Here is a 14,187-nt window from a genome sequence, read left to right on the forward strand (position 1 = left end):
GTGATCCTGACGAAGAGTTGAAGAAGAAAATCACGGCGATTTATCATGAACAGGATGGGAAGTATGGCTATCGCCGGATTCAAAATGCCCTTCAAAACCAGGGGATTCACGTGAATCATAAAAAAGTGTATCGCCTTATGAAAGAGTTAGGGCTTCAATGCCGTGTACGAATGAAGAAATATAAATCTTATAAGGGCCGGGTCGGAAAAGTGGCTGACAACCTGTTGAACCGGGAATTTCAGGCGGAGAAACCCAATCAAAAATGGGTAACAGACATCACGGAATTCAAGCTATTCGGTGAGAAGCTCTACTTCTCTCCTATTCTTGATCTTTTTAATGGCGAAATCATCTCTTATACGCTTGGTACGCGCCCAACTTATTCCCTTGTCGAAGAGATGTTAGAAAAGGGTTTAGAACGCTTGAGTGATAATGATGAATTATTAATGCATTCCGACCAGGGCTGGCATTACCAAATGCCACAATATTGCCAAACCCTGCAGGAAGCAGGGATTACACAAAGCATGTCAAGAAAAGGCAACTGTCACGACAATGCGGTAATAGAAAACTTTTTTGGAATCATGAAGTCAGAGCTTCTTTATTATAAAGAATTTGAAAGTGTCGAACACTTCAAGAAGGAACTGTCAGCATTTGTGGATGACTACAATCACCAACGAATCAAATCAAAGCTTAGAATGAGTCCTGTCCAATACCGTGAAAAATTTGAAGAAGCTGTTTAATTACATAGTGTCCAATTTTAGGGGGTCATTTCAGAAACGACCGAGGAGGCTCGGCGGCTCCCCCACAGGAAAGCGAACTGTTTCCCAGCCGCCCTTACTCCTGATTCGGCAACGGACCCAAATTATCTCGAAATCAAGTCTTCGACTTTTCGGCCCTTTAATTGAATAACTCTTATGAAGTATCAACAGCAGGTTTGACGTAGCTTTATACAAGGGCTGCCGACAGCTAAATTGAAATAAACATCACTATATGAATGGAGGAAAGAACGAATGAATGAAACACAAGTTTTTGACCAATGGAAAATGTGGAGAGGGTGGACATTGGAGTTTCTTGAAGAGATTCCCGAAGAAAGATGGGATATCATTCCGGAACAACTGACCAATAATATCAGGTGGAATGCCGGGCATATTCTTGTTGGCTGGGATCATACGGTGTGTACTCATTTCAAGTTGGAAAGAATGCTGCCCTTACAATATCACCTTCTGTTTCCGAGGGGAAGCAGCCCTTCAGAATGGAAGGATGAACCGCCAAATGCAAGTAAGTTGATGGAACAATTGGAACAGCAGCCTGGTAAACTGATTGAAATAAGTAAGGGTAAGCTGGATACACCGCTGGAGGAACCGTTTTTACATATGACTACTTTAGGTGAAATGTTCCTATTTCACATCTCTCATGAAGCCATGCACTTATCGGCCCTCAACAAGATTAACCAATCCACTAAAAATGCCAGCCCCCTTAAATAGGTGACTGGCATTAGTTTTAATGAGACAGCAATGGCTTTGTTTGTTTGAGCATCGAAAATACAGCGGCAGCAAGAGCGATGATGATAAACAGGCCTCCTACGGTTGCGTTGTAATCGACCGATGACTGTTCAATGACAATACCTCCGATGAACGAACCAAACGCAATACCAAAATGAAGGGCTGAATTGTTCAGGCTTTGCTGGATATCTGAGGTTTCCGGTGATGATTCTATCAAATAGCTTTGCATAGCAGGTGTGATGGCCCAGCTAAGCATGCTCCACACCACCATGACGATTAAGAAAATCGGCAGGGAGAAAGTAGTAAAAGGAATTACGAACATGGAGAAAGCAAAGGTAACGATAATCCCAACGATCGTCGGCTTCGTTCCGAATCGATCAGCCAGCATTCCGCCGACGCCACCGCCAATTACGGCAGCCACTCCAAAAATAAGGTAGACGATGCTAACCCATGTACCATTCAAGCCCATCGTCATTTTTAAGAATGGTGTCAAATAACCATACAATGCTAAATGTCCCGTCAAAAATAAGAAGGACGTCAACTGAGCGAAAAGAATTCTGCGATTTTTCAAGGTAGCCAGCTGCTGTTTAATAGGAATGGCTGGTTTCGGTTCAATCCTGCCCATGAAGAAGTGAACTCCAAGCATAGAAACAACCGTCAAAACGGTGATCAGAGCAAATGGCGCTCTCCAGCCAAACGCGTTTCCAAGCATCAGCCCTATTGGTACTCCTAATACAAGAGATGCGCTGACGCCCATGAATACGATTCCGATAGCGCGGGCGCGGTATTTTTCTTCCACAATATTAGAAGCAAGGGTGACACACAAAACGACCAGTAAGGAACCACTTGCAGCTGAGACGATCCGTGCCAGCAGCAAGACCAGGTAGGAAGGGCTGATGACCGCGATGATGTTACCAAACAGGAAAATAGACAGCGCAATCAAAGTGAGACGCTTTCTCTCTACTTTCGCGGTTGCTGTCAAAAGAATTGGAGCTGCTATGGCATAGACAAGTGAAAAAATAGTGATAAGCAAACCAGCTTGTCCGAGACTTACTTTCAGGCTGTCTGCTACTAAATCTAAAATGCCGCCGATAATCAATTCGACCATACCGACGATAAAGGAAACGATGGTCAATAAATATACACGTTTATCCATTTATGATGACGTCCTTTCTTTTATGTTACCACTACAATGGTAACTTTTAAAAAGGGTGAAAGCAAGAGGGAATTACTGCGATTTTCCTACTAACTTTGTTAAAGGATTCAGTATAAGAAGAGACCAAAGATTTAACCATAAGTATCTTGGGCGGTAAGCCAGGCTTTTTTAATGAGGTAGGAAAGTATAAAATTTGACCGCGAAGAATTGGCAAGCTTCAGCGCCCAGTCACTCGCGACATAATCAATCCTTCTTGTGGAAGGAAAGAACGCTTTCCTCCAGCCGTTTTGCTTATGCGTGTCGTGTCTTTCAGGGCGCTTGCGCTTTTCTTATGTGCTATGATGTAAGCAATAAATTGTTACAAGGAGCGCGTAAATTACCATGTTACAAGAGTTCGGATTCACCCAATATGAAAGTAAAGTTTATCAGGCATTGATTGCATTCGATCAGCCGCTGGACGCCACAACCATCGTCAAACAGTCGGGAGTACCGCGGGCAAAGGTATATGAAGTTCTTCATCGTTTAAGCGAAAAGGGAATGATTTTGGAAGCTACGACAGAGAAAAAACGGGTTTATTCTGCCCTTCCGGTTGAAATGACAATAGAGAAATTAAAGGCTGACTTTGAAGCGAATATTGAAAGGTTAAAAGCGGCCAAAACCAGGCAAACCCCGAAAGATGACCGGGTTTGGACATTGAAAGAAGACCGATCTATCCAGGCATCTTTAAGAGAGATGATTAGGAAAGCAAACCAGTCCATTTTTATCTCAGGGTGGGAAGATGATATCCAGTCCAACCTGGATATATTGGAAGAGAAATATGAAGATGGATTGTTAGTGAACATCCATGTCATCGGAGAAATCAATACCAATATCCCTGGGGTATCTACATTGATTCCGGATACGCACCATGAAGCATTGGAGCGGAGCAGAGTTTTGATTGTAGATGAAGAAGAAATGTTGTTTGCCGGGGTAGAGGATGACAAGTGGCAGGCAATTCAGAGCCATTCCGGTCCATTGGTCAAATTCTTTACGGAATTCTTTTATCATGACGTGGCACTGACGGAAATTACCCAAAAGTATAAGGATACCATTATGAAGGATGAAGAAATTAAGGAAGTATTGTTGAAACTGAGATATTAAGAGAGAAAACCTGACTGAAGTTAAACAAAAAAAAGGACCCTCCGAGGCGTTCAGAGGGTGTGGGAAAGTGAATATACAAAAGGGAGGTCACCCTTTCCACTATACGTTAACGCATAAAAGCAAAAAAGTAAATGCACCAAAAGCACTCAGAAATAATCATTTTTTGGAAATGTTCTGTATATTCCTGTCGAAAACAAGTAATTTTATTTTCAAATAACATAAAAAAGAGGGTAAAGTAGATGAAAGAGTGTATGTTTTGTCACATCGTCGAAGATGGCAATCAGAGAATTGTACTGGAAAATGACACTTGCTATTATATTCAGAAGAAAACGGAACAGCAGGTGCTGGAAGGGAGTGGGCTGATCATTCCTAAAGCTCATCGTACCAATGTCTTTGAGCTGACAGATAAGGAATGGAAGGACACCAGATCATTACTGCTGCAAGCAAAAGCTTTACTGGATGAGAAATATTCCACGGATGGGTACAGTACAGGATGGAATACGGGTGAGGTGGGAGGGCAGTCCATCCCTCACGCTCATCTGCACGTCATTCCGCGATTTGCTGATGAACCCTATGCTTATAAGGGCATCCGTTATTGGCTGAAGCAGCCGGAAAATAAGCGGGAAAAATAAAAAGATCAGGATTAGAACCGGACTTTGTATTTCCAAAGAATATGGGTATAGACGGCTACGGTAATAAATCCACTGACATAGATAAGAAAAGTAAAAAAGATGTTCCAGCCGTTGTAATAATGTACCTTTCCTGCAAGAACCATCATTCCCTCGGTCAAGGTAGTCACAGATGCATAGATAAAAATATGCCACAGAGTATGAATAGGGTATTTCTTTCTGGTAAATGCAAATAATGCAGTTATCATAGGGAAATAGCCAAGGCTTGCCGGTATTGCTGATAAAGAAGGGTTTTTATGATCCGGTTCGACTTCCCAGAACAAATCGAATCCCCAATCATTGGCTGTATAAGCGATGGTAACACCTAAAGGATACATCAAGAGCACAAGTGCCGGGTTCCTTTTATATAAGAAAAAAAGTATGAATAAGGGGATAATAAGGCCAAATAGCAGGTTGTTCCACATCAAGCTCAACTCCTTTTTCTTATTATCCCCTGTAGAAATGGTTTTTATTTTTAATAAAAGGCTGAGTTTGATAAAATGGTACATATTAATAAAACACGTTAAAATTATAAGTCATTTATTCTAATAATTGATAAAGGAGGGATTCTCCGTGGATTTGAAATATGAAGAGGGGCAAGACATAAAGGACTTCATCGCTGCTAACGATAAACGATTTGAAGAAAATTTATTGAATGAAGCAGTGAATGTACGAGATAAAATTGAAGAGATCCTTCTTACGGGCAATATTAATTTGTTAAAGAACGCCCATAAGCTGACCGTTCATGTCGTTGAACAAGATGAGGAGGAAGTGATTGATTTCGCCAAGCAAGAAGGGGTGATTTGGGCAAAGTATGCGATGACACTCTCTTTTAAATTAGAATGGGTTCAGGCGATTCGCCGTACAATTTGGAACTTCCTCTATGAGTACGAGGTGCTGAGCGGAATGCCGGAGAACAGAGAAGCATTCTACCGATTAGAAGAAAAAATCAATGATCAGATTGATAAGTTTCTGAATTGGTTTTTTATCAGCTTTTCCGATTTTAAAGATCAACTTCTTGAGTCGCAAAAAAGCCTCGTCAAAAATTTATCTGTACCGATCATACCGATTAAATCAAATGTCTGCATCCTTCCGTTGATTGGGGAGATTGATCGAGAACGGTACCAGGTTATTGAAGAAAAAGTCCTGATGGAAGTAGCCCGATTACATATTCAAACATTGATCATCGATCTTTCAGGAGTAGCTGAGATGGAGAAAGATGTCAGCCATTACCTGACAAAAATGCTGGATGGGATTGCTATGATGGGGTGTGAATCTGTCATAACCGGCATGAGCGCTGCCATTGTCAAACATATGGTGGAGGGTGAAATTGATTTTGGTGATAAGGCCGATATCAAAGGGAATCTTCAGCAGGCATTGGAAGAATATCTAGTTAATAATTCATAATAAAAAATGCCGCACCTTACATGTCATAAGGGTGGCATTTTGTTTTTGTCTAGGAAATTATAATATTTTCTTTTTGTGGATAACTTTAAGTGGTTGGTCCCATCCAGCTCCGACGCACAGGACGTGCTAGTGCCGATGTCGCCACAGGACGTGGCGCTTTCATCGGCCAGCGCCTACCCCCTCGAGGTCTTAAGTCAATCCTCTCTGTGATTAGAAAAACTTGGCTTATCGCCAATGGTTTATGGCGAAAGCCTTAGTTTTACTTATACTTTAATCCTTTATAAAATGAATCAGTCTAAAAGTACAAAAAACGTCACGGCGAGGCTTGGCTTAAGCTTGTCGGAGGCCTGCAGGACAAGGAATGCTTCTTAGAACAACATCGCACGAAGAAAAAGTGGTTTTCTTTTTCGAGGATGCAGGTCAGTTCGACGTTGGCACAGGACGTGCCGATTTTAGTCGAACGTCATTACTAGCAAGGCGCTTGCGCTTTTGTTCTTTTTGTAACCATCCGACCAGCTTATTTCAGTTCAGAGATGTTCTTCTCTATGACCGGAGAACTTCTCTCCCCCGAATTCCTCTAATTGCTGTTGCACAAACCTTACTACATCCTCTTTTTGGTTGGTTTGTATATAAGCTTTATATAAATGTGTAATTTGCTCGGATAGTTCAGGGGAATAGCTTCGAAGTGCTCTTGCCTGCCATTTTCCCCACCCTAGCCAGTGAGTATTACCTCTTAACATCAGTTCAGTCAACTTGCTGGTCAGTTCATGAAGAATGAATATTTCTTCGTCCACTCTTGTGGAACTAGCAAAGTCTGATAATAAGTCTGTGACAGCATAACGAGTTTCATCTATTTGTTGCTGGCTCCAGGGAGAGGGCCCCGCCTCATAGATCTCCTTGGCTTTTGCTTTGATTTTGTTTCCTTCCTCCCTATCTCCAATAATCTGCACACCTTCCATACACATTTTAATTAATGTAGGAAGTCCTTTATATTTGCCAGCTTCAAAATGAATTGGAAGGGAGGAAGGGTGATAAACAAATGCTTCTATTCTCCATCCCTCGAACAGATGGCATTCCAAGGCAGAAGAAGGTTCCTTTTCATCCATGATAATCAAATCGATATCAGATTCCGACGTAATATTCCCATGGACGGTACTACCTCCGATAAAAACAATCGCGGCGTGCGGAAAATGAGCTGAAATAAAACGGTCAGCGATTGCCATTATTTTTTTATCCATTTATTATCCTCTCCTTTTCCTCATATTAAGGTATTCACCTATAACATATTTGCTATTAGAACCTTTTTAGGATACTTGGCGGACTTTCAATCCTATTAAATGGCACTTTAGCAGGAACCATTATATAATAGAGTTAATACTTCAAAGATTAAGGAAACTATTTTTGTATCTTATAATCTTGTGGGTGATAGGTGATTGTAGTAGATGATGTCTGAGTTTTAACTAACAAACAAAACAGAGTAGAAGGTGTGAATGTGGAAGACTATCAAGTAATAGAACCCAGTCGAGTTGACCAGTGGAAGATGACTGTGCCTTCAAGCATTTATATTACCTACCATCACTTACTTAAAGATCATTCCCGGGAAAAAGCGACAGAAATGACCAAGAATTTTTGTATGCAACATAAGCTGACTCAGAAAGAAACAGTGATTGCATTAGAATTCCTCTACATGAACGGCTATTTTGACGAGGTAAGAACTATTTTGGCAAAGGGTGAAGTAGAAAGCCCGTATAACTTTTTTTATACCTTGTTAAAAAACCGGAAATCAGGAAGTAAAATTAAATTGTCAGAAGCAAGGAAGCTAAGATCGATTAAGCAGGAAGATGCTGCTGCTGAGGCTTTACGACTCTTTCTGCTGGTATATCATTATTATGATAGTAAAAAGTATGGCATCCTTGATAATTATGTTGATGATATTCATTTCGTCATGAATCAGATAAATAAACCTTTACTTAAATATTATTATCAGCTTCGGTTCGATGAATTAATGTTCCAGCATTATTGGAAAGTGAATATGGGGGTGATAGCTAAGAAATATGCCTATCGAGTGATTAATGCAACCTTATCTCCTGAAAAAAAGTCCGGTATGTATCATCATCTTGCTTTGACAGACGTTTTTGATGATTACCATTCATCCATGAATCATTTGCAGACGTCCATCACTCTGGCAAAAAAATATGGACTGACAAACTCCCTGTACGAATTGAAAGAGCAGTCACTGCCCTTTATTGCAGCTTTCCACCGTAAAACAGACGGAGTTACTACACGTGATTTAGTAGAAACTGCCCACCTTGCAATAGCCAGAAATCATAGGAAGCAGGCAGATGAGATATTATCTTCCCTCACATCCTTGACCCCGTTTCAGGAAACCTACTTAGGGGTGGCACGAAATGACCGGTTGTTACTGCATAAAGCCTATCAGCGCTTTAAAAATGAATACGGGGATCACTTTTTTGCCAGGCTGCCATTCTATTATTTGAAATATATCAAATGAAATGAGGTAGGGTGATGAAAAAGCTTGTAGTGGTTATTGGCCTGATATTCGTATTGTTTGGATCGCTGGAACAGTTGGACAATCCTGGTATATTCAATGGGGACAATCTGCAGTTAGAACAGAAAGTCATGCAATCCTCTGATCCCGGTGACGGCGGGATGGGGAGCTGGAAATAAAATCAAGCAGCTTGAAGCAAGAATGCTACAAGCTGCTTGATATCATTTCGTACTCTTTTTGATATAAAGCCTGGTTAAAAGATATTAAGTTTATCAATCCGGTCCAGGGCTTCCAGAATTCGTTCTTTTTCCATCACTAAACCTGCCCGGACATATCCTTCTCCATGCTCACCGAAACCAATACCCGGTGCCACCAATACTTTTGCCTCTTCTAACAGCATATCGGCAAAGGAAGCTGATGTGTAGCCGGCAGGGACTTTTAGCCACGCAAAGAATGACCCTTCAGGAGCGTCAATATCCCATCCGATGTTATGTGCTCCTTCCACCAGGGCATTCCGACGTTCTTCATAAAGCTCCACCAGCTCATCTACTCCTTCTTGGGAGGCTGTCAGCGCTTCGGCTGCAGCATCCTGGACGGCGCCGAACACACTGCAGTACAAGTGGTCCTGGATGATATTGATTGCTTCTATCACTGATGGGTTTCCTACTGCAAAAGCGATCCGCCATCCAGCCATGTTGTAGGTTTTCGACATGGTATAAATTTCGATTCCGATATCCTTGGCCCCTGGGCGTTCTAAGTAACTTGTCGGTTTGTTGCCATCGAAACCAATCGCACCATAGGCAAAATCATGGACGACACATAAATCGTGTTTTTCAGCGAATGCAATCGTTTCATCAAAAAATTCAGGTGAAGCCATTGCGCCAGTGGGATTATTCGGATAATTCAATAGCAGCATTTTTGAGGCTTCTTTAACTTCCTGGGGAATATCATCATAGATAGGTAAAAACTGATTCTCTGACAGTAATGGCATTTTATACATTGAAACACTTGCCATCGCGGGTCCTGACCAATAATCAGGGTAACCAGGGTCGGGCACAAGCATTGTTTCACCGGGATTCATGAGACACAAGGGAAGTTCGACAAGCCCGGCTTTCGCTCCGAAAAGTACAGCAACTTCGGTATCTGGAGCGATATCCACTCCGTATTCACGCTGGTAAAATTCAGCTACCGCGTTCAGTAGGTTTTTCTTACCACGAAACGGTGGATACTTATGGTTCTCCACTTGCTGTGAAGCCTCCTCTAACCGCTTAATTACATGAGGGGGAGTTGGTTTATCTGGACTTCCTTGCCCCAGGTTGATGACATCGTGTCCTTCAGCAACTGCATTTTCCATTTTTTCGGCTAATACGGCGAAGAATTGCTCTGGCAATTGCTTTAACATATCAGATTTCGGGAATGTTTTCATATATAAGCCACCCTTTTACACAAATTTTCTCAAACTTCTTTCAATTTAATGCTTAACATGGTATAACGAAAATTAATTTTTGTAAAGGACTGTCCATACGGCTTTTTAGGGTAAACGCCATTCATCTTTTGTCGAAATGTGTGAGAGTTTTTTACTGATATTACAGGAATTTCATACTAAATCGTTTATAATAGGGATAACAAAACTAATTAATAAGGGGTTTCTTCTTAATGCTGGATAACATAGAAACGCAAGGAGCCTTTATGAATGCTTTTAAGCATGCGTTCATTGGAATGGCTATTGTAGATGTGGATGGAAACTTTATTATGGTCAATCGTTCGTTTTGCCGCATACTGGAATTTGAACAAGAAGAATTGTTGCAAAAAAACGTAATAGATGTGACACCACCCCAGGATTACAACCTTGTATCCTGCCAGCTGCAACGGCTTTTTAATGGAGAAACGGATGCTTTTGAAATTGAAAAACGCTGCTATAAAAAAGGCGGAGGGATCATGTGGGGGCGGCTGAGTGTTTCTGTTTACCAGGATGAAAAAGATAGGCACCTCATCATTCAACTTCAGGATATTACAGAACGGAAGCTCCAGGAAGAAGAACTCCTGGAGCGAGAGAGAGAATATCGTAAGCTGGTAGAAGACGCACCCGATGCTATGGTAATTCATGATGCAGAAAAATTCTTATTCATCAACCAGGCTGGTGCCGAGGCATTACAATCCTCCCCACAGGAATTGGTTGGACAACCATTGACAAAAATCATCCGTCAGGAAGAATGGCCAGGTTTTCATGAGCGAGTGGCAGAGGCACTCGAGATTGGCAGGGCGGAAGGTGTAGTCGAACTGACGGTAGTCCTGCCTGACGGGAAGCTTATGGATATTTTAAGCACAGGATCTGTTATCAATTATCAAGGGAAAAAAGCGATTCAGGCTGTATTTCGGAACAATACAGCGCAAAAAGAGTTTGAAACGAAGAGCAATTATCTCCTGCAGCAGTATGAAAAGATGAATCTGGTCAGTGAGTTTGCCGCCAGTGTCGCACATGAAATTAAAAACCCCCTCACCATCTTGAAGGGTTTCATCCAATTGATTGAAATCAGCAAACAAAATAAAGCATACACCCAATATGAAAACCTCATTTTTTCTGAAATCGATCGCATTCATCTCATGGTCAATGAATTCCTTACCTTGGCCAAACCATCAGAAGAAGATATGAAACTAACCGATCTTCACGCAGCTTTACAACAATCCATTCGATTACTAAACGCACACGCCACAGCCCATAACGTAACCATCCATTTAGAAAAGATTCCACCAATCCCGTTGATCCATGCAATTGAAAATAAAATGAAACAAGCATTCATTAATATTATTAAAAATGCTATTGAAGCAATGCAGGGTGGAGGCAATCTCCATATTGCAATCCGCAAATGGAATGGTAATATAATCATCCGATTTGCTGATGAAGGCTGCGGCATGACAGAGGAAGAATTACGTAAGGTTACCACCCCATTTTTTACCACAAAAACTGATGGAACCGGTCTTGGAATGATGATCACAAATAACATCATTAAAAGTCATGATGGAGAGATGGAAGTAGAAAGCCAAGTCGGTGAAGGCACAAAAGTTTCGCTCATCATTCCTGTTTCAAGGCAATAAAAAAGTGCTGGACATCCAGCACTTTTTTATTTTTCTTCTAAGCCACGTAAAGCTACTTCCATTTCTTCCTGTGGATTGTCTAACGGATAGATTCTGGCCGTTTCATTTTTTTCGTCCACATGCTGGATGTAAATAGGGGTTCCATTGTATGTCACGTTGATCATGTTCGGAGCTTCTGTAATTTCCTTGGCTCGATGTGCCTGCATTTTGCCACCTCCATATTCTCTTATTAGTTTGCAGAGCAATTTATATTTTATACAAAAGCCCTGTAAGAGCTCCCAATTACTGAAGACTCAGTTTCGAGATAGTTGGCTCCGTTACCATAAGAGGAATGGGAAGGTCAGGGAAACGACTCGCTTCCCCGCGGAAAGCGAATCCTTCCCCAACGCCCCTAAACACCCAAACAACAACTCGAAATCAAGTCTTCGACTTTTCAGTTCTATAATTGAATAAATACTTTTATGAACTACCAACACCAACGTTAACAGAACCTACACAAAAAATTTTATTGTTTTATTTGTTTAGTGTGGTAACTTACTAAAATTTCCATTTATAGATTGACAGACAATTATGAAAGCGATTACAATTAAACTAGATACTAGTAACTAGTTAAGCTTATGAAGTTGGTGGTTGTAATGAGTCAAAGAGTGAAGATCGGGAAATTAGCTGTGCTGCTTGCTTCTCTGGAGGAGGAGGAACTAACACCTTTCCAAGGTCAGCTGGAGGGCGTGAAATTCTGCACCGGCCGGGCTGGTTCCATGAACATGCAAAAGGTAATAGCAGCTGTAGAGACGGCTGCAAAGCGCCAGGACATCATTTCTGAAGAAGTATACCGCGAGACCCACTCCCTGTATCATGCTATCCTGGAAGCGTTGGAAGGGGTGACCAGGGGGCAGATAGCCATCGGGGATATGATGCGGACCGTTGGTCTGAAATTCGCTGTTGTAAGAGGGGAACCCTATGACCGAAATGGAGAAGGGGAATGGCTGGCGGTAGCATTTTATGGAACAATCGGAGCACCTGTAAAGGGCCTTGAGCATGAAACGATGGGATTAGGAATCAATCATATATAAAAATGTTGCCTAGAGTATTTAGATAATAGGAGGCGGCAATGGCTATTTCGTATGCCATTGTCGTCTTCTTTTTTTATATCAGAAAAGGAGTGATGGTCATGATTGAACTAAATGGTAAATCGATGACAATCAAGGATATAGAAAGAATTTGTATCGATGGCGAAGAAATCAGTATCTCCGAAGAAAGTTTGAAAGCGGTACGTAAAGGGAGGAAGGCTGTAGAGAAGATTGTGGCAGAACACCGGACAGTTTATGGTATTAATACAGGATTCGGTAAGTTCAGTGACATTACCATTGGAGAAGAGGATGTTAATGACTTGCAATTACATTTGATCCGCTCTCATGCCTGTGGAATCGGGGAACCGTTCCCGGAAGTAGTATCTCGTGCCATGGTATTGTTACGGTTGAATGCACTTTTAAAAGGCTTTTCCGGGGTAAGAGAAGCTGTCGTTAATCGCTTGTGTCTGTTTGTTAATGAACATATTCATCCCATCATTCCCAGCCAGGGGTCACTTGGGGCTTCCGGGGATTTAGCGCCGCTTTCCCACCTGGCTTTAGCTTTGATAGGAGAAGGACGTGTACATTTTAAGGGGAAAGAGATGTCTACTGCTGACGCATTGAACAGTCTTGGTATCAAACCGATGAAATTAAAAGCGAAGGAAGGTTTGGCGTTAATCAATGGTACTCAGGCTATGACTGCCATGGGAGTAATCAATATGATTGAAGCAGAACGACTGGCCCGGCAAAGCGAATGGATAGCAGCTATGACGATGGAAGGGCTGAATGGAATTATCGATGCCTTTCACCCTGCGATCCATGAGGCGAGAGGTTTCACGGAACAGATGGATGTAGCAGAAAGGATGAGGTGCTTGCTCGTTGACAGTGGTCTTACCACACGCCAGGGGGAAAAGCGTGTCCAGGACGCATACTCGATCCGTTGCATTCCTCAAGTGCATGGTGCCTCCTGGCAAAGCTTAGCTTATGTACATGACAAACTGGAAATCGAAGCGAATGCAGCTACAGACAATCCGTTGATTCTTGAAGATGGGGAGCTAATCGTTTCAGGAGGGAATTTTCATGGTCAGCCAATAGCTCTTGCGATGGATTTTATGAAAGTGGCTGTAGCAGAACTCGCCAATATTTCAGAACGGCGGATTGAAAGACTGGTCAACCCGCAGTTAAGTGACCTGCCAGCATTTTTGAGCCCGAATCCTGGATTACAGTCAGGAGCAATGATAATGCAATATGCTGCCGCTTCACTCGTTTCAGAAAATAAGACGCTTGCACATCCGGCGAGTGTTGACTCGATTCCTTCTTCAGCCAATCAGGAAGACCATGTCAGCATGGGTACGATTGCATCCCGACACGCCTATCAGATTATCACGAACCTTCGCCGGGTGTTAGCCGTCGAATTGATTTGCGCCATGCAGGCTGTCGAATATCGTGGAGTCGAAAACATGGCCTCCGCAACAAGAGAACTTTACCAGAAAGTGAGAAGTTTCATCCCTTCAATTACGGAAGATCGTGTTTTTTCGGAAGATATTGAACGTCTTGCAGTTTGGTTAAAAGAAGGCGATTTTTCCTGGGAGACTACATCTGTGTCGGTCACCAACTAAAAACAGGCCCGCTGAAGTTCAGC

Annotated in this window: 15 protein-coding genes; 10 read left to right on the top strand and 5 right to left on the bottom strand. The window is 42.1% G+C overall.

Going from position 1 to position 14,187, the window contains the following annotated elements:
- Nucleotides 1-737 (top strand): IS3 family transposase (locus ACGTNI_RS10175; RefSeq protein ID WP_394462078.1); only part of this gene is annotated, 737 nt, incomplete at its 5' end.
- 270 nt (nucleotides 738-1,007) lie between these two features.
- On the top strand, nucleotides 1,008-1,481 hold the full coding sequence (locus tag ACGTNI_RS10180; protein WP_394462080.1) for a DinB family protein: 474 nt from the start codon (nucleotides 1,008-1,010) through the stop codon (nucleotides 1,479-1,481).
- Nucleotides 1,482-1,497: 16 nt separating this feature from the next.
- On the opposite strand, the gene ACGTNI_RS10185 is transcribed toward ACGTNI_RS10180, so the two are convergent.
- The gene (locus tag ACGTNI_RS10185; protein WP_394462082.1) at nucleotides 1,498-2,655 is read right to left on the bottom strand and encodes an MFS transporter; all 1,158 of its coding nucleotides are present in this window, start codon (nucleotides 2,653-2,655) and stop codon (nucleotides 1,498-1,500) included.
- A gap of 381 nt (nucleotides 2,656-3,036) precedes the next feature.
- Between ACGTNI_RS10185 and ACGTNI_RS10190 the strand changes: the two genes are divergently transcribed.
- Entirely contained in the window at nucleotides 3,037-3,795 is a 759-nt protein-coding gene (locus tag ACGTNI_RS10190; protein ID WP_394462084.1) for a TrmB family transcriptional regulator, read from the top strand.
- Between the two features lie 239 nt (nucleotides 3,796-4,034).
- Entirely contained in the window at nucleotides 4,035-4,427 is a 393-nt protein-coding gene (locus ACGTNI_RS10195; RefSeq protein ID WP_394462086.1) for an HIT family protein, read from the top strand.
- An 11-nt stretch (nucleotides 4,428-4,438) separates the two neighbouring features.
- On the opposite strand, the gene ACGTNI_RS10200 is transcribed toward ACGTNI_RS10195, so the two are convergent.
- A complete protein-coding gene (locus tag ACGTNI_RS10200; RefSeq protein WP_394462088.1) occupies nucleotides 4,439-4,888 on the bottom strand; it encodes a hypothetical protein in 450 nt (149 codons plus the stop codon).
- Between the two features lie 148 nt (nucleotides 4,889-5,036).
- Between ACGTNI_RS10200 and ACGTNI_RS10205 the strand changes: the two genes are divergently transcribed.
- Nucleotides 5,037-5,870 (top strand): STAS domain-containing protein, encoded by an 834-nt coding sequence (locus ACGTNI_RS10205; protein ID WP_394462090.1) that lies wholly within the window; start codon nucleotides 5,037-5,039, stop codon nucleotides 5,868-5,870.
- Nucleotides 5,871-6,397: 527 nt separating this feature from the next.
- Here ACGTNI_RS10205 and ACGTNI_RS10210 read toward each other — a convergent pair.
- On the bottom strand, nucleotides 6,398-7,108 hold the full coding sequence (locus ACGTNI_RS10210; protein ID WP_394462092.1) for a nucleotidyltransferase domain-containing protein: 711 nt from the start codon (nucleotides 7,106-7,108) through the stop codon (nucleotides 6,398-6,400).
- 254 nt (nucleotides 7,109-7,362) lie between these two features.
- Between ACGTNI_RS10210 and ACGTNI_RS10215 the strand changes: the two genes are divergently transcribed.
- Nucleotides 7,363-8,382, top strand: a complete 1,020-nt coding sequence (locus ACGTNI_RS10215; RefSeq protein ID WP_394462094.1) for an AimR family lysis-lysogeny pheromone receptor — start codon at nucleotides 7,363-7,365, stop codon at nucleotides 8,380-8,382.
- A gap of 14 nt (nucleotides 8,383-8,396) precedes the next feature.
- Entirely contained in the window at nucleotides 8,397-8,558 is a 162-nt protein-coding gene (locus ACGTNI_RS10220) for a hypothetical protein (protein ID WP_394462096.1), read from the top strand.
- Nucleotides 8,559-8,632: 74 nt separating this feature from the next.
- Here ACGTNI_RS10220 and ACGTNI_RS10225 read toward each other — a convergent pair whose 3' ends face one another.
- Nucleotides 8,633-9,805: a pyridoxal phosphate-dependent aminotransferase gene (locus ACGTNI_RS10225; protein WP_394462098.1), complete on the bottom strand. Its 1,173-nt coding sequence runs from the start codon at nucleotides 9,803-9,805 to the stop codon at nucleotides 8,633-8,635.
- Nucleotides 9,806-10,035: 230 nt separating this feature from the next.
- Between ACGTNI_RS10225 and ACGTNI_RS10230 the strand changes: the two genes are divergently transcribed.
- Nucleotides 10,036-11,475 carry a PAS domain S-box protein gene (locus tag ACGTNI_RS10230; protein ID WP_394462100.1) on the top strand — a complete coding sequence of 480 codons (1,440 nt, stop codon included), beginning with the start codon at nucleotides 10,036-10,038 and terminating at the stop codon, nucleotides 11,473-11,475.
- Between the two features lie 26 nt (nucleotides 11,476-11,501).
- On the opposite strand, the gene ACGTNI_RS10235 is transcribed toward ACGTNI_RS10230, so the two are convergent.
- Nucleotides 11,502-11,681, bottom strand: coding sequence for a small acid-soluble spore protein H (locus ACGTNI_RS10235; protein ID WP_394462102.1), 180 nt, complete (start codon nucleotides 11,679-11,681; stop codon nucleotides 11,502-11,504).
- 429 nt (nucleotides 11,682-12,110) lie between these two features.
- On the opposite strand from ACGTNI_RS10235, the gene hutP reads away from it, so the two are divergent.
- Both hutP and hutH read left to right on the top strand, forming a co-directional pair.
- The gene (gene hutP / locus ACGTNI_RS10240) at nucleotides 12,111-12,548 is read left to right on the top strand and encodes a histidine utilization transcription antiterminator HutP (protein WP_394462104.1); all 438 of its coding nucleotides are present in this window, start codon (nucleotides 12,111-12,113) and stop codon (nucleotides 12,546-12,548) included.
- Nucleotides 12,549-12,646: 98 nt separating this feature from the next.
- Complete coding sequence (gene hutH / locus ACGTNI_RS10245) at nucleotides 12,647-14,164, top strand: histidine ammonia-lyase (RefSeq protein ID WP_394462260.1); 1,518 nt, start codon at nucleotides 12,647-12,649, stop codon at nucleotides 14,162-14,164.
- Nucleotides 14,165-14,187: the final 23 nt, after the last annotated feature.

The sequence above is a fragment of the Thalassobacillus sp. B23F22_16 genome (assembly GCF_043496955.1).
GTDB classification, from domain to species: domain Bacteria; phylum Bacillota; class Bacilli; order Bacillales; family Halobacillaceae; genus Thalassobacillus; species Thalassobacillus devorans_A.